Origin of the sequence: Peribacillus phoenicis, assembly GCF_047238085.1 — a bacterium.
Lineage (GTDB): Bacteria > Bacillota > Bacilli > Bacillales > DSM-1321 > Peribacillus.
Genome location: NZ_JBDFMF010000001.1, coordinates 2,508,777 through 2,525,868, shown reverse-complemented (window position 1 = coordinate 2,525,868; position 17,092 = coordinate 2,508,777). Strand labels below are relative to the sequence as shown.

Sequence of the window (17,092 nt, the reverse complement as noted above, 5' to 3'; positions counted from 1 at the left end):
ATACCCTCTAATAATATATCTTTTGAACGAATTGTTTAGTGTATTAAAAATGAGGGTAAAACCATTAAAAAAGGGAGAGGACTGTTTTGGCCATTATCGATATCGACCAATTATTGTTAGCCACTGAAGCGATTGCAGAAGAGTCAGTTCCATTCCATCTTGATACATTTGACATCGATCAACTTTTAGATAAAACGGATAATTGGTAAGGAAAAGCATGCCCAGAGAGGATATGCTTTTTTTCTGACTGAAAATAACCTGATTACCGGTATGAAAAAAATACAAGTAATCAGGCAAGTGAGGATATTTTAAAGAATTGGATAAAGTTAAAACCGTCGTCCTTTTACGAATCCTAATATCACGAACATCGAGATGGTGCCAATAACAAAAATTGCTTTAATGGAATTTACGAGAATTTCATCGTACATTTGTAATACCTCCTTGTATGTAATGACAGTGCGATTATGATTAGCTGTTGATGTATAAATTATAACATAAAGTCAATAACTGATGGTGGAAAATTAAAGACGATATGGGTAATAATGTATAGGTCGGAAAGTTAAAACACAAAAAAGATATCCTCTAAAAGTGGATATCGGCAATGAAAATTATTTAAGTCCAAGCGCTTTTTTCGTTTTTGGTCCGACGATCCCATCAGAAGTAAGCTTTTTAGAACTTTGGAATTTTTTTACAGCTGTTTCTGTGTTTTTTCCAAATGACCCATCTACTCCTTTAGTGCTGAATCCAAGTTTAGTTAATCTTTTTTGCAGTTCAATTACTTGGGGGCCACTGCTTCCTTTTTTTAGGGTAGAGTTGGTATTTACAGGTAGGCTCACAGATCCGCTCACTTTATATCCATTCGTTGCAGCTATGTTGGCAAATGATTTATTCGAACTGGCTATCAAGACTACAGTGTTCATTCTCACCCTATCGTAAAGCCATTGAACATCATTGTTATACATACGAATACAACCGGCACTTATATATTTCCCAATGGTTGTAGAATCATTATTGCCGTGTATTGCGTACGTATTTCCTGGTGTATTCCTTGCATTGATCCCCAGCCATCTTTTACCTAGAGGGTTTTTTGGGTCTCCGCCTCTAATGTTGCCTTTATAATAGGGACGATTCACAATCTTTGTCACTACCTTGAACTTTCCTTCAGGAGTGTAGGAGGCTTTCTTACCAGTCGCCACGATAAATACCCTCACCAATTTATCATTTTCGTAATAGGCAAGCTGATTATTGGTTTTATTGATGATAATCAGTTGTCTTGCTGCCGCACCTGAAGTATTACTGAACCCCAAAAAACTAAAGGCGAATATCAATACAAATACAATTAATTTTTTCATGTTTTTCCCCGTCCCTCATTTAAGCAACCTACATTTACACATATACTATCCTATGCATGAAGTAAGGCTAAAGTGACATTTTTTTAAAATAAGAGTAGACTAAATAACTATGGGAAAAGTCAAACTCAGACCAAATTTCACTTTTATGCATACTTAAAGAATGATGGGCACTATTTTTGGCCATATTACATACATTATTGAAGTGAAAGCGGAGGAGGAAAAGAATTGTCACGCCTAAATGTGGAGGACTATCTAGAACAAGGAATCCATGGTCCAAAAGAAATAAAGCCAGGCGAACGAAGGGAATTTCTGGGCACATTACGGGAGCGCGTCGTCATCGTACTAAAAAAAAGCCAAGTCTTTGAAACGAATGTATATCCCGAGATAGAGCAAATGATGAAGCAGTATCCCCGTTCCAATTTGTTTTTAAATGGTCAGATGGACTATCAATATTTAGGGAAATATATTAAATTGGCAATGAGTCATAATATTCCTTATAAAATTGTCCTAAACAAAGATCACAACTCCGATTTGGGTTTGGTATTAGCAGAAAATAATGCCATAAACAAAGAGGAAATTCATATCGAGAAGAAATTTCATGCCCAGCAAGTTATCAAAAAGAAAAGCTTCAAAGCGTTTTTTAAACGCTTTGTTAAAAAATTATTAAAACGTTGATAGAATTATCAACGTTTTTAGTTTGTCTACAAAAGGAGGCACGGAAGAAGGTTATCCTTCTTGTTTTTTACTGTTTTATGTGGATGAACCAACTGGAACGTTTTTAAAATCAAAAAACTGCAGGCAAACTCACCTATCCTAAAGTTTGTCTACGTCTGAAAAGTTTATGAATGATTTTTGTTTTTATTTTTTATAGGGTCTTTAATTAATTGTGTAGACAACCATTCCTGATTATGCAACCCTTTTCCGTAAGTTATAAAACTTCCTGAAATTTCCTATGATCGTTTTTACTACGGAATAAGTGGGGATAGCGATTAAAATGCCAATGAAACCGTATATTGATCCTGCAGCAAGCAGCAATAAGATAATGGTAAGTGGGTGAATGTTAAGACGTTTTCCCATAATATTCGGTGTAACCAAGTGCCCTTCGACTTGTTGAACAACGGTAAGGACAATGAGTACTTTTACTGCCAACCCAATGTCTTGCTGTAAGGCAATGAAGAGGGCAGGGATGATGCTTATTAATGGACCAAGGAATGGTACAACGGTAAAAATCATGGCGAATAGGGCTAATACAAGTGCATAATCGAGACCGATAATAAGGTAGCCAATATACATTAAAGTCCCAATGACGATTGATATGATGAATTGACCGATAATATAAGTTGAAAGGGTTTTATCGACGTCTTTTAAAATCGTATTTCCCTCTGATTCTACATCGGTCGGAATATATTTTAATAGAAATGGTCTTAATTTATCTCCATCCTTCAAGAAATAGAATAAAATGAATGGTGTAATGACCAATACTGTTAATACACTAGTGATCGTGGAAAAAATCGTATTGACATTCACTATGAGTTTTTCAGAGTAATTTTTCAAATGTGTGACCGCTTTTTCTTTCCATTCTTCCATATTAACCATGCCAAAATCATTTTTTTCAATCATGACTTCAGATTCTTTAGAGAATTCCTTCACTTTGCTGGGTAGGTTTTCAGATAATTTTTGAAATTGGTCCACGATTACAGGACTGCCAAAGTAACCTACCATCCCAACCATACTAAATATAATTAAAAAAACGATGAAGATGCTAGCTGACCTCGGGATAAATTCAGTTAAAAAGTTAACGACCGGCCGTAATATATAGTATAAAAGCCCAGCCACAATAATAGGGAAAAACATGGCAGCAATGATTTTTTGTAGCGGCTGCAGAACATAATCAATTTTACCTAGTAAAAAAATAATTAAAATGATCAAAATGATCGCGCATGCATATTTGAAAAACGGTTTATTGATCCACAAGACAATCCCCCCTAATTCTATCTCTTACTTGATTCCCTGATTTAGCTTAATGTTAAACTAAATAACTTGTTCAAATTGTTTGGGCTGATCAGAAGGAAATGGGAATACAGCCTGTTAAAATAGCGGCAAGCAAACGAAAACAAGACTTTCATTGCAAAATGAAGGTCAACATAAAAAAATATTTGGTCACTATGACTTTTACCTGTCCTCACGTTCATAAGTCGATAATCCCAATAACTGCATTTCCCTAGACTATTGCGATTTAGTTTAAGCAATGCTGAAAATTGCACCAGCAAAGAATCCTGCTGGGATGATAAATCATAAAAAGTTCCAAAAAGATTTCGAATTATCTCAATCTCGGAAGGTATACGAAGGCTTTTTAAGAGCAGCCACCGTTTAGGTCATAAACAAAAAAGGCATCATCAAAGGTAAATTCCGGTTATGGAACTTTACTTGATAATGCCTTTTTGCAAGGATTTAAATTAGGATATTTTACTGAATGTGTTCGTTACTCCTTGTTTCTGTGCTGTTTGCATTTTTTTAATGTCCAGACGCAACCAGATGGAGATGGCAAATGCTATTGCAATTAATGCTGCGAAAACGTAGAATACCGGGATATAACTGTTCGTACTTTCCCTGATTGCGGTAACTAACATAGGTCCGCAAACCCCGCCTAGAGACCATGTAGTTAAAAGGTAACCGTGGATGGCACCAATTTCCTTAGTTCCAAATAAATCCCCGGCAAATGCAGGGAGATTTGAAAATCCTCCTCCATAACAACTAACGACCAACAAGATAAGTCCTTGGAACAATAGTGTATTTGTAGTCGTTGGAAGTAAAAGGAACGCTCCGATTTGAATGATGAAGAAAATGACGAAAACATTTGGACGTCCAATATAATCTGATGCTGCTGCCCAGCCAAGTCTTCCTCCGCCATTAAAGATTCCCATAATTCCGACTAATGTTGCTGCACCTGCTACAGACAGACCAACAACGTCTTGAGCCATTGGTGAAGCTACCGAAATCATCATGATACCTGCACTTGTATTTATCAATTTCATGGACCATAACATCCAGAAGTGTTTAGTTTTAACCGCTTCTTTTGCAGTTAATTGCCTTAGGTCTTTCTTCAGTTCTTTCTTACCTGACTCAATATCTTTCTTCATTCCTTCAGGTAGCCAGTTGGCCTTTGGAGGGGCAATATAGGATGCCCCTAAGAACATCAGTATGAAATAGCCTGCGCCTAAAATATAATATGTAGAATAAATGCCAACGGATTCCATTAGGCTTGCAGCTACTGGCGCTGTAATGAGTGCTCCGGCCCCGAAACCTAATACTGCCATTCCTGTTGCCAATCCCCTGCGATCTGGGAACCATTTGACTAAAGTGGATACTGGTGAAATGTACCCGATCCCCATACCAAGTCCACTTAAAACCCCATATGTCAATAGGTAAAGCGGAAGTGAATCGACCATTACTGCTAAACCGGAACCAGCTTGTCCTAAACCGAATAATACAGCAGCGACCATGGCTGACTTCCTTGGACCATTTTTTTCTACGAATTTGCCAAAGAAAGCAGCTGAAGTTCCTGCAAGCGCCATCATTATTGTGAATGCTAACGTTACTTCAGTTTCTGACCATCCCATAGTCTCAACTAATGGTTTTTTGTAAACGCTATATGCATATGCCCCACCAATTGAAAGGTGAATGGCGATAGCGGATAAAGCGATTAACCATCTGTTTTTTGTCATATTGTTACCCCTTTTCGTCAAAAATAAGAAAGTTGCATGCGTTTTATCTATAATATAACGTTTTGCATGCGTTTTATCTATCTTGTGGAATAAGTATATAAGAATATTAATTAGTAGTAAACTACTAATTTGAAATTCATGAAAAAATTCCCTCTATATTCCATTGGCTTAAAAATGGGAATGGTAAGAAAAAAACACTTTAGGGATTCGGGTTAAAAATGTTATATATTCTTAGGTTTTTTATTATACATATAAGGTTTTCAGGTATTTGCTTTAGTGTTTTATTCACGAATCTGCTAAAAGTCTTTTCATTTATCGATTTTCCTGGTTACAAAAAGGGGAAACGATTGAATTTAATCTTGAGGTGCCATGAACCAGAATTATTCTCATTGGCTTTAATGTGATTATTTTGATAAAATTAATCTAATATTCAAGACATCTTAGCGTACACTCGGAATTGATATTTTTAGAGGTTTCAGGATAATTGGTTCTTTTTTCAGGAATCATAGTCTGGAAATCAAAGAAAAACCCATTTATTTTAAAAAAATTCCGAAAATTTCGTCTTAAAGACTTGAACTATGATTCCTTATAGGAGTAAACTAATTAAAGATAGATTTTATGGAAGTGAAATCTTGTAAATTTAATCAACAAGGGGTTTTGGTAATGAAGGAACATGACATGCAAATCACGCTTAGTACAACAAAGAAAGAAAAACCACAAGCGGACCAGCTTGAGTTCGGTAAGCAGTTTACCGATCATATGTTTATTATGGATTACACACAAGGGCAAGGGTGGCATGATCCAAGAATTGTTCCTTATCAACCGCTCTCATTAGAGCCGTCAGCTATGATTTTTCACTATGGTCAATCCGTTTTTGAAGGATTGAAGGCATATGCATCACCAGAGGATGAAATTATCTTATTCCGTCCGGAAAAGAATTTCCAACGCTTAAATAGTTCAAATAGCCGATTATGCATACCGGATATCGACGTTGATTTTGCGTTGAAGGCCTTAAAGACTTTAATTAGCGTTGATAAGGATTGGGTTCCCCAGGTAGAAGGGACATCTTTATATATCAGGCCATTCATTATAGCTACTGAGCCTTATCTTGGAGTATCTCCATCGAATAAGTATCAATTCATCATCATCATGTCACCAGTAGGTTCGTATTATAAAGAAGGCATTCATCCAGTTAAAATTGCAGTGGAGTCAGCTTTTACACGTGCAGTTAATGGAGGTACAGGTGAAGCCAAAACGGGCGGTAATTATGCATCGAGCCTAAAAGCCCAGGAAGTATCCGAAAAGATGGGTTATGCCCAAGTTCTTTGGTTAGACGGAGTGGAGAAAAAGTATATCGAAGAAGTTGGAAGCATGAATGTGTTCTTCAAAATTAATGGTGAAATCATCACCCCTGCTTTAAATGGAAGCATCCTTCCGGGCATTACTCGTGATTCCATTATAGAATTGCTGAAACATTGGGGTCTTCCCGTCTCGGAAAGACGCATTTCGATGGAGGAAGTCCATGAAGCCCATAAATTAGGTCACTTGGAAGAGGCCTTTGGAACGGGAACAGCCGCGGTCATATCACCAATTGGTGAATTTTTGTGGAATGGTGAAGAAATGATTGTTCAAAGCGGTGAAACTGGCGAACTTTCCAGAAAGCTTTACGATACACTGACAGGTGTCCAAACAGGTAAAGTCGCAGACGAATTGAATTGGACTACGAAAGTTGAAGAAAAAGTGACTCAATGAGACTTAAAAAAAAGGGGTTCGGAATTAAAAAATTCCGAACCCCTTTTGAAACTCCCTTTGAATTTTGGCCTAGATTTAAGTATTGGGGCTCAACGAGACCTCCGTGTCTTCGCTGAATAAAATCCTGGTTTAGAAAGCATCCTCATCACCTTAAAATCAAGACTATAGGCAAAAGGGTTCATCTAAAAAAAACAAAGTTGATTGGAACGGAGGGTACGAGACTCTTGCGGGAAAAATGAGTCCAGGGGAGCCCGCGGGAAAGCGAGTGCCTGGAGAGGAAATCAGCGTTCAAATTGTACAAACCGTAAAAAACTCGATTTTCATAGAGTTTGTTTACAGTCCGAAACCATCTTTGAAGGTTTTTTTTGTTTCACATAATCATTTTGTGTCTTATGGCAACAGCGACGGCCTCGGTCCGGTGATTCACTCCCAATTTCCTGATAGCAGAAGAAATATGATCTCTGACTGTAAATTCACTAACGCTCATTTTTGGTGCCATTTGCTTTAAACCCAACCCATTGGCTAAATATTGAAGGACCTCCACTTCACGTTTGCTTAGAAGGTAAGTTGGAGGGGCGGAATCCAATGTCGAACCGACAGCCAGTTTTAAATAATGGGAAAGCTTCATTAAATCATTCTTGGTAACAGGCTCGTTGGCGTGAATGGGATCAACCAACACTAAACCGATGGCCATGTCATTCACATTTATCGGAATGATAGCCAATGAAGAGATGGAAAATCTTTTAACGTATTTTGCAGGGATGGAGGATTTCGCATGTTGGATGGTTAAGTATATGGGTTTGTTATGGATGACTGCTTGGTGGATGGGGTATATATCATGAATATTTTCTTTAACATTATGTAATGAAAAGGTATCTTCACTTGTACATGCACATATTCCTTCACCCATTCCTGTTAAACATGAGTAACTGAATAAAGAAGCGCGTTGAAATGAAAAAAAATCCACACAGCCCTTTACGATCATTTGTGATTTATTTGCCATATCTTTTTGATGGGAAATCTTTTTTACATGATTCATCAGAGTTTCCTCAAGCATTCGACTTTATTCCTCCCTACATTATCAGTGCTAGGATAAATGCTACTAATATCTTACAATATAATGAAAACTCTTACAAATCAAAAAATTCCTTAGAGAATCAAAGTTCATAATTTCAAGGAGGCATTACCATGAAAAGAAAGACTTTAACGACCACCAGCCGGAGTTTTAGAGAAGATACCCTGCCATTTAAACTTTATCAAAAGGCAAAGAAATTCGGTATATGGAATCCTCGTGACATTGATTTCAGCCAGGATAAAGAAGATTGGAAGTCATTTACTGATATTGAAAGGCAAGTGTTATTAAGGATCATATCCCTTTTTCAGGGCGGAGAAGAAGCGGTGACCTTGGATTTGCTGCCCCTCATTATGACGATAGCCAAAGAAGGCAGGATCGAAGAAGAAATGTATTTAACGACATTTCTGTTCGAGGAAGCGAAGCATATGGAGTTCTTTCGTTATACATTAGATCAGATTGGTGAAACGGGTGATTTGACGGTTTATCACTCAGACACTTATAAATCGATTTTTTATGAAATATTGCCTGAAGCGATGGAGAAACTTTTATCCGACCAATCCCCTGAAGCTTTGGCAGAAGCAGCCACTGTTTATAATATGTTTACCGAGGGTGTTCTTGCAGAAACTGGATATTTCGGGTTTTATCAGACTCTCGAAGCTAATAAAATGATGCCTGGTTTATTAAAAGGCGTGGGTCTTTTGAAGAAGGATGAATCACGTCATATTGCTTATGGGACCTTCCTGCTGCAGCGAATCATCAGTAAACATCCACATATCTTTAAACAGGTTGAAAAGAGAATGGAGGAACTTTCACCTCTGGCCATTGCGTTAAATACGGAGGGATATGATCGGTTAGGAAATCCATTTGGCAATGACCAACAAGCTATATTGAATTTTACCATGAAACAATTAACGGTGCGGATGGAGATTTTAGCCAGGGCAAAAGGGAAGGGGATTGAAGAGATCTATCAAAGTAACGAAAAGGAATATGGGGTTTTGTAAAGCCGATACAAGATACAAGCTTACTATTTAGTATATTTGTTAAGTTGTGGCCATCAGGAACTTTGAGGCAGGGTATGAACAATTCTTAACTGTGAATATAGACTAATATATCTGAGGTGATCTGTATGAACGTAAACGCTCATTCGAATTTTTGGCTAAGGACTTCGGTTTACAGTGGCACTAACACTCGATCACTCATTCCAAACCTTTTCAATGGTCTCGGGGCCAAAAGGATTCTACTCGTAAGTGATGCGGGCTTGGAAAATGCAGGTGTAGTTAAGAAAGTTGCCGAAACTTTTGATCAGCAGAAATTAGGTGCCAAAGCTGAAATAGTTGGACAGTTTCTGGGTGTTACACAAGACGCAGCGAGTGTATGTGTAAATGAAGCATTGAAATATGCACGCGAAGTGAATGCCGATGCCATACTGGCCATCGGTGGAGGGAGTGTCATTGATACCGCAAAGGCATTGAAATTCGGATTATACAAAGGAATTACGGAAATTAAAGATGCGATTCCAAGCGGTTATCTGTTCGAGGGTTTTCCAAAAGCCCAATCCATGAGTATCCCGCATATTTCCGTACCCACAACAGCAGGAACCGGTTCTGAAGTATCCCCGATCGCAGTCATATATAATGAACATAAAAAAGTGAAAATGAATATATACAATGTTTTTTTAAGTTCGGATGTTGCCATTCTAGATCCCGAGTTAACAGTCGGACTGCCGTCTGACATTACGGCGTTTACTGGTGCAGATGCATTGACACATGCAATGGAAGCGATCGTTTCACCTGCGGCGACATCAATAACCGATGCTTATGGATTTCAGGCCATTCGAGTTATTGAAAGAAATTTACCAAGGGCCGTAAAGGACGGAACGAATATTGAGGCCAGAATGGAAATGCTTCATGGAAGCATGATGGGAATCACTGCATTTTGTAGTGCATTGAATGCGATCCCTGTTCATAACTTTGCCCACGCATATGGGGCGTTATTCCGTATTCCTCATGGATTGGCAAATGCTGTGTTATTACCGGTCGTCATGGAATCAACCCCGGATTTATATCTTCCAAAGGCCCATTTGATAGCCGAAGCCTTTAATGTGAAAATCCATGATGAAGATTCAAAAGGGACCTTAGCGAAAGTGGTGGAAAAGCTCCGTGTTTTCCTATCCGATCTTGGGCTGCCCTCCGACTTCAGCGCCTATGGAATTAACCAATCCGATATGGAAAGAATTCTTAAAGCAGTAAGGACGGATCCAGCTGCCACTAATTACCCGATGTCGGAGGAATTAATAATGTCAGTAGTTTCAAGAGTTTCACCCGTGAGAATTAGTTAATATTAAAAAGCCAGCCCGTAAAGGTTGGCTTTTTTTACAGTTTAATGCCATCCAAAGTGTTAAGTCCCAAATTTTTTTTCGTTAAGTCTGTTCGTTTCTATATATGAGCTTTTGAAGTGGAGCACTACCACCTGGGATCGACTCTTGTTAATGTTTTTTTCCTAAGTTTTCCTGTGCCATCTTTATAAGTTCCTTGACCATGCCTCCGCCTAATTTTCCGCCTATTTTTCCATTCTGCTTGGATGTCAGCTCACCGTTATAGTCTTTTTTCAGCGGTACGCCAATTTCCTTTGCCACTTCAAACTTTGCTTCTTCGGGATTCTTTGTACCAGCAACTTTGGCTTTTAAATCATCGAGTCCTTTTCTCGCTTCAGATACTAGAATTTTCCTTCTCCTTGCCATAAAAAATCACTCCTGTTTTTTTCTTAGGTTATCCTAAAAAAAATGATTAACATGCAGATCGAATGTTTTTTAATTGAATTACGATGAACCTTGAGGAAGTCATAAACTCTTTAATAAAGAAGTAATTATATAGGGGCACCTGATTGAGCTGCTTTGCGCTCCGAAGAAGTTTTAGTTTATTTAAAGCGGGTAACATATAATAAAACGATTTAAGGAGAAAAATGATGCTGACTGCTAATTCAAGTTTGTTAACAAAAGAAGATATGACAAATCCCGATCGAGTGCCGCAATGGCTAATTAAGGAATATCAAACATTCCATAATACAGTGACCGATAAAACCTTTCCTTGTTATTTTGGTATGAAAGCTGAAAATAAAGGGGAACTTCGTTATGCTTATATCACACAGAAAGATTGGTCCAATCTCCCAAAAGCAGTGGAAAGCTTTCTTGATTTATTTCAGGAACCGCCATATATCAGGCACGGCCTTTTCGTCTTTATGGAGCCTGAATCAATAGAGGGTGATATAGAATTTTACCGTAAAAGGTTTTGGGATATCCTGCAATACTTGCATAAAGCGGATGAAAAACCTTGGCCAATTGAAAAGCCGAAAGACCCTGAGCATTATTTATGGGACTATCATTTTGCAGGGGAGCCAATCTTTGTCTTTGGTAATGCACCTGCTTATAAACAGCGTAAAACCCGTGATTTAGGAAATAGCCTTGTACTTGGATTCCAACCCCGGATGATATTTGAAGGCTTGGAAGGAACGGAAAAAGGCGGAATCATGTCGCGTGAAAAAGTTCGTGAACGAGTGGAGAAATGGGATAACCTTCCTAAACATCCGGATATAAGTCACTTTGGAGATGTAAATCATAATGAATGGAAACAATTTTTCATAGGGGATGATATAGAACCGATAAAAGGTAAGTGCCCCTTCAATCATAAAGAGTTAACTTAACCGAGGGCAAATGCTCTCGGTTTTTTTCGCGCTACTTAGAGGGCGTCGGGATAAAATAATACAGTCGCGCAAATTCATGAAATGTAAAATGAAAATAAAAAACATATTTCTTGCCTTATGAGATTTTCAGTTTTATAATGTGAAAGTAGTAATTGCAGTTAAATCGAGATATATGGATTAAATGCTATTTTTAAAAAAACATACAAAATTAACAATTGGGGGAACAAAAATGTCTAAAGTATTATTTGTTAAATCAAATGACCGTCCAGCGGATCAAGCAATCAGTGTCAAAATGTATGAAACGTTTTTGAACACATATAAGGAAGCAAATAGTAGCGATGAAATAACTGAATTGGATTTATTTGAACTGAACTTGCCTTACTACGGAAATACTGCAATCACTGCCTTATATAAACGCAACCAAGGCATGGAATTGACTGAACAAGAAGTGGAAATTGCTGATATCGTGCAACAATACTTGAATCAATTCCTTGCTGCCGATAAAGTGGTATTTGCCTTCCCGTTATGGAACGCAACGGTTCCAGCACCTTTAGTAACTTATATTTCTTATCTTGCTCAAGCGGGAACAACATTCAAATATACAGCTGAAGGCCCAGTCGGCTTAGCTGGAGGTAAAAAAGTGGCCTTACTTAATGCACGCGGATCCGATTATGCATTGCCTGGAATGGATGCTGGCGAAATGGCAGAGAAATACGTAACGATGAATTTAAACTTATGGGGCATATCAAACCCAGAAACAGTTGTAATCGAGGGACATAATCAATATCCAGATCGCTCACAGGATATCGTTGCAGAAGGATTGGCGAAAGTTGCTGAAACTGCAGCAAAATTCTAATTCTTTAAAGGGGAAACCAGTATGTATTTTTTAGCATACTGGTTTTTCTATGCAGATTTTTCTGAAAGTCGATTATAATAAAGGGTAAGCTATAAGCATGAAAGGAAGTGCTGACGATATGCAAACGTTTAAATCACGTGACGAATTAAAGATAGAAGAAACTTGGAATTTAAAGGATATCTACGAAGATCAGGCTAATTGGGAAAAAGATTATCAAGAAGTCCTTAAGATGACAGAAAAATTAAAAACTTACGATGGGCATATTCAGTCCGCTCAAGATTTATTCGAGTATTTACGGTTAAGTGAGGAAGTTGGGTACATTTATAACAAGCTATATGTATTTGCCATGCTTCAAGCCGATTTGGATACACGGGTCACCTCATCACAAGCATTGCTGGATCGAGCTGGTAAGTTAGGGCAGAAAATAAGTAATGCTTCTGCATTCTTCATGCCGTTTCTTCTAAGCCTGGAAGAACAAACATTAAAAGGGTACATAAAAGAAGTCGAGGGTTTGAAATATTTTGAAGAGGATTTATTGGATTCCTTCCGCTATAAAGCCCATGTGTTAACGAAAGAACAAGAAGAGGTGCTTTCCCAAATAGGCGAAGCCTTTTCAGCACCTCAAAAAACGTTCGGGATGATCAACAATGCGGATATAAAATTTGGGGAAGTTACGAATGAAGACGGCGAGAGGGTAGAGCTGACACGGGGAATGTATTCCAAATTGATTGAAGACGATGATCGCGATAAAAGAAAAGAGGCTTATTTCGCCTATTATCAGCCATATGTACAGTTGAAGAATACAATCGCTTCCACACTTGCCACGGCAATCAAAAATAATGTGAATCTTTCAAAACTAAGAAATTATCCATCAGCCTTGGAAAAATCCTTATTTGGGGATCAAGTTCCAAAAGAGGTTTATGATAATTTGATTATGTCTACTAAGCAAAATATCGGACCCATGCATAAATACATTCATTTAAGAAAAAAATTGCTGGGTGTAGAAGAATTGCGTGCCTATGATTTAAGTGTGCCATTAGTCGAAGGCGCTAAAGAGGAGATTTCTTACGATGATGGTTTTTCTTTGATGGTTGAAGCACTGAAGCCTCTTGGCGAAGAGTATATCACAATCCTGAAAACCTTTAAGGAAAAAAGATATATCGACGTCAGGGAAACACCTGGAAAACGGTCAGGTGCTTACAATTTAGGACTTTATGGTGTTCATCCTTTCATTTTATTAAATCACCGTGATGATTTAGACAGTGTCTTTACACTTGCACATGAATCTGGACATGGTATGCATTCATACTATAGTTCAAAATATCAACCGCAAATAAGTGCCGGGTATTCCATTTTTGTCGCTGAAGTTGCTTCCACTGTGAATGAAATCCTTTTGATTCGCCATTTAATCAAGACTACAAAAGACGTGCAGAAGAAAAAACACTTACTTAACCATTTCATAGATAGTTTTAAAGGAACATTCTTCACACAGGTGATGTTTGCGGAGTTCGAAAAGATCGTACATGAAAAAGCTGAAAATGATGAACCTCTAAATGCCGAGGTTTTTAATACAGCCTATGAATCGATATTTCGGGCTTATAATGGAGATGAAATGATTTTCGATGAAGAAGTGAAGTATGGCTGGTCACGAATCCCACACTTTTATCGTCCATTTTATGTCTACAAATATGCTACTGGTTACGTTTCAGCCATCACTATCGCTGATAAGATCCTCTCTGGGGACCAAAAAACACTTGAAAGTTATTTGACCTTCTTGAAAAGCGGTAGTTCCGATTTCCCATTGGAGCTGCTTAAGAAAACAGGCGTAGATTTAACTAAACCTGATCCAATCGAAAACGCAATGAAGATTTTTAGCGATCTTGTCGACCAATTCACTGAGTTAACAGAAGGCTAATCTAAACCATTTCTTCCAAAAGAGCCCATGGTATGTGTGTTTAAAAAATGCTATAGTTAAAACATTGGCGTAGGAGAGGCCCAATCTATTGATTGGGCCTTATTTTATATGCTTATGAAACAGGAAATGCGCGAAAAAGTCTGGGTAACAGCGTTACTTTCTACTTCGGAGCCTAGCCAATGGGCCAGTTTCTTTGTTCAATGGCATATTTTGTGAGGAAAGTGAAAAATGAATTCGACAGTTAATTATATAAAAGAATGGCAGCAGGCGCTTCAACTTGAAATCCTGCATTTAAAAAAATATGGCAGTACAAAATACCTGGTTTCGAACGGCCATCTGCTTACAGGTGACGATTCTTTCAACTATTATTTCGAAACAGGTTCATCGATAAAAATCCCTGTCGGTTCCCTCGTTCGACTGGAATGGGGAGGAATTAAGCAGGAGGGAAGAATCCTCTCATCTGAAGGGAAAAGTATAATCATTGTTTTTGATCGCTCGCTAGGTGATATGATCGATGAAGCCTTTTTATACCACGACCCCTGGGAATTGCTTGAGCAATTGATCATCCGCTTGGATGAAACCAAGAGAAGCAAAAGGAAAAGGCTTCGGATCAAGCGCCTGATGGATCCGTCCATGCCGCAAAAACATCCTTTAAATGAAAAACAAAGCAGCGTGAAAGAATTATATGCGCGCTCGAAATTCAACCCTGTCACTTTTGTTTGGGGACCCCCTGGAACAGGAAAAACCTATACATTGGCTCGTACAGTAGCCAATCATTATTTACAGGATAAAAAAGTTCTGGTTTTGTCCCATAGCAACCAGGCTGTCGATGTTTTGATGGCTGAAATTTCGTCATTCATTAAAAAGAAAGATCGTTTCAAAGAAGGCGATGTGCTTCGCTATGGATCTCAAATCGGTGAATCACTAGCCATTCATGATGATATTGTTACAGGGCAATTATTAGGTAAACATGAACCGACATTAATTAAAGAAAAAGAAGAGCTTGGCGAAGAGAAACGTCTGTTAAAGCATGACTTGGCAGGGTCCTTCAGTAAAAGGGATACAGATCAATTAATTGAGATAGAGAAAAAGCTGGCCAAAGTCTTGGAGAAAATCCGCCAAAAAGAGATTCAATTCGTAAAAGAAGCAAAAGTCATCGGAACGACCTTGGCTAAAGCCGCAAATGATGAAACGGTTTATCAAAAGGAATATGATTTGGTCATTTTGGACGAAGCGAGTATGGCATACGTACCTCAGGTGGCTTTTGCTGCAGCGTTAGCCAAGCATATTATCGTTTGTGGTGATTTCAAACAATTGCCTCCTATTGCTTCGGCTCGAGATTCCCTAGTGAAACTTTGGCTGAAGGAAGACATTTTTCATCGGGCTGGTGTCGCCCAGTCTGTTGAAGAAGGAGAACTTCATCCCCATTTATTCCTATTAAAGGAACAGCGCCGCATGCATCCGGATATTTCAGCATTCACTAATCGTGTCGTCTATAACAATTATGTTGGCGATCATAAAAGTGTTGCGACCAGCAGGGAGGGAATAATGCTGGCGGAACCATTTGCCAATAAGGCAGCGGCACTGCTCGATACTAGCTTAGCAGGGGAATATTGCATCACTGAACGCACATCCCACTCGAGAATGAATATATGGCAATTGCTTTTATCTTTTCAACTGATTCATGAAGCTTATGTGGGTGGGGCAAGATCAATCGGTTATGTCGCCCCATATCGTGCCCAGGCGGATTTGATGGAAAAACTATTGGATGACTTATATGACAAAGAACGGCAAACGGCGGATATCATCGCTGCAACTGTACATCGTTTCCAGGGAAGTGAACGGGAGATGATGATTTTTGACACAGTTGATAGTTATCCGCAAAACAGGGCTGGAATGTTATTGACAGGGAGAGAAAGTGAAAGGCTCATTAACGTGGCCATAACAAGGACAAAGGGAAAGTTCGTACATGTATGTGACACTTCATTTGTTAACAAACACGTTTATCGCAGCAAAACACTTCGTCAGCTTGTCGATCATCAAATTCAAAATGATCAGATTGTATCAAAGAAAGACATTGGAAAATGGGTTAAACACCAGCATCCTAGATTACAATGGATGCATGCCCGTAAATTGGGGGACTTTCAGGAAGATATTGAATCAACAAAACAAGATATGGTTTTCGCTGTTCCGGATTTGAACAGTTTGTCAGAAGAATGGCAGCAATATTTAATGAAACGAAACCCTGCAGTGAAATTGACGATCATTTCAGCAAAAAGAAACCCTGATATCCACTCTGATCAATTTATTTGTTCACCTGTTTCCTTTTCGTTTATCATCTTGGATAAACGAGTTGTCTGGCTAGGTTTGCCCGTAGAGTCCAATAATCGGGTCCAGCCTCCATATATAGCGGCTCGTTTGGATTCTATAATCATGGCAGATGAATTACTATCTCAATTCAAAAAAAGTGAATAGCTCGGGAAAGGCCCTTAATAAGGGCTTTTCAGACTGTAGACAAACTCGATGAAAATCGAGTTTGTCTATTTTTATGGCTTGTACAATTTGGACGTTGATTTCCACTACAGGCACTCGCTTTCCGCGGGCGGTCCGTGAGCCTCCTCGGCTTTCGCCTGCGGGGTCTCCCCTAGACTCGCTTTTCCCGCAGGAGTCTCGTACCTTCCGTTCCAATCAACTTTGTCTTACCTTTTAGATAGAACA

General features: G+C 38.6%; 14 protein-coding genes. 9 read left to right on the top strand and 5 right to left on the bottom strand.

Annotated elements, in window-relative coordinates:
- The first annotated feature begins 86 nt into the window (after nt 1-86).
- Nucleotides 87-209: a hypothetical protein gene (locus ABC374_RS12370; RefSeq protein WP_272492815.1), complete on the top strand. Its 123-nt coding sequence runs from the start codon at nt 87-89 to the stop codon at nt 207-209.
- A gap of 399 nt (nt 210-608) precedes the next feature.
- Here the strand turns inward: ABC374_RS12370 and ABC374_RS12365 are convergent, their stop codons facing one another.
- A complete protein-coding gene (locus ABC374_RS12365) occupies nt 609-1,352 on the bottom strand; it encodes a L,D-transpeptidase family protein (protein ID WP_350298940.1) in 744 nt (247 codons plus the stop codon).
- A 225-nt stretch (nt 1,353-1,577) separates the two neighbouring features.
- Here ABC374_RS12365 and ABC374_RS12360 point away from each other — a divergent pair, with 225 nt between their 5' ends.
- Nucleotides 1,578-2,027, top strand: a complete 450-nt coding sequence (locus ABC374_RS12360; protein WP_350298939.1) for a YueI family protein — start codon at nt 1,578-1,580, stop codon at nt 2,025-2,027.
- A 231-nt stretch (nt 2,028-2,258) separates the two neighbouring features.
- Here ABC374_RS12360 and ABC374_RS12355 read toward each other — a convergent pair whose 3' ends face one another.
- Nucleotides 2,259-3,326, bottom strand: coding sequence for an AI-2E family transporter (locus ABC374_RS12355; protein WP_413018034.1), 1,068 nt, complete (start codon nt 3,324-3,326; stop codon nt 2,259-2,261).
- A 482-nt stretch (nt 3,327-3,808) separates the two neighbouring features.
- Entirely contained in the window at nt 3,809-5,077 is a 1,269-nt protein-coding gene (locus tag ABC374_RS12350; RefSeq protein WP_413018032.1) for an L-lactate MFS transporter, read from the bottom strand.
- Nucleotides 5,078-5,740: 663 nt separating this feature from the next.
- Here ABC374_RS12350 and ABC374_RS12345 point away from each other — a divergent pair.
- Nucleotides 5,741-6,829 (top strand): branched-chain amino acid aminotransferase, encoded by a 1,089-nt coding sequence (locus tag ABC374_RS12345; RefSeq protein ID WP_350298936.1) that lies wholly within the window; start codon nt 5,741-5,743, stop codon nt 6,827-6,829.
- 370 nt (nt 6,830-7,199) lie between these two features.
- Here ABC374_RS12345 and ABC374_RS12340 read toward each other — a convergent pair whose 3' ends face one another.
- The gene (locus ABC374_RS12340; protein ID WP_350298935.1) at nt 7,200-7,886 is read right to left on the bottom strand and encodes a response regulator transcription factor; all 687 of its coding nucleotides are present in this window, start codon (nt 7,884-7,886) and stop codon (nt 7,200-7,202) included.
- 131 nt (nt 7,887-8,017) lie between these two features.
- On the opposite strand from ABC374_RS12340, the gene ABC374_RS12335 reads away from it, so the two are divergent.
- Nucleotides 8,018-8,905, top strand: a complete 888-nt coding sequence (locus ABC374_RS12335) for a R2-like ligand-binding oxidase (protein WP_413018029.1) — start codon at nt 8,018-8,020, stop codon at nt 8,903-8,905.
- Nucleotides 8,906-9,030: 125 nt separating this feature from the next.
- The gene (locus ABC374_RS12330) at nt 9,031-10,242 is read left to right on the top strand and encodes an iron-containing alcohol dehydrogenase (RefSeq protein WP_350298933.1); all 1,212 of its coding nucleotides are present in this window, start codon (nt 9,031-9,033) and stop codon (nt 10,240-10,242) included.
- Between the two features lie 147 nt (nt 10,243-10,389).
- Here ABC374_RS12330 and ABC374_RS12325 read toward each other — a convergent pair whose 3' ends face one another.
- The gene (locus ABC374_RS12325) at nt 10,390-10,644 is read right to left on the bottom strand and encodes an alpha/beta-type small acid-soluble spore protein (protein ID WP_305161567.1); all 255 of its coding nucleotides are present in this window, start codon (nt 10,642-10,644) and stop codon (nt 10,390-10,392) included.
- Nucleotides 10,645-10,868: 224 nt separating this feature from the next.
- Here ABC374_RS12325 and ABC374_RS12320 point away from each other — a divergent pair, with 224 nt between their 5' ends.
- The 4 genes from ABC374_RS12320 (at nt 10,869) to ABC374_RS12305 (ending at nt 16,849) form a co-directional block, all read left to right on the top strand.
- Entirely contained in the window at nt 10,869-11,603 is a 735-nt protein-coding gene (locus ABC374_RS12320; protein WP_413020334.1) for a YqcI/YcgG family protein, read from the top strand.
- Nucleotides 11,604-11,784: 181 nt separating this feature from the next.
- Nucleotides 11,785-12,459, top strand: coding sequence for an FMN-dependent NADH-azoreductase (locus tag ABC374_RS12315; protein WP_413018027.1), 675 nt, complete (start codon nt 11,785-11,787; stop codon nt 12,457-12,459).
- Nucleotides 12,460-12,577: 118 nt separating this feature from the next.
- Nucleotides 12,578-14,374 carry an oligoendopeptidase F gene (gene pepF, locus ABC374_RS12310; protein ID WP_350302877.1) on the top strand — a complete coding sequence of 599 codons (1,797 nt, stop codon included), beginning with the start codon at nt 12,578-12,580 and terminating at the stop codon, nt 14,372-14,374.
- A gap of 228 nt (nt 14,375-14,602) precedes the next feature.
- Nucleotides 14,603-16,849, top strand: coding sequence for a DEAD/DEAH box helicase (locus ABC374_RS12305; protein WP_413018024.1), 2,247 nt, complete (start codon nt 14,603-14,605; stop codon nt 16,847-16,849).
- The last annotated feature ends 243 nt before the right edge of the window (nt 16,850-17,092 follow it).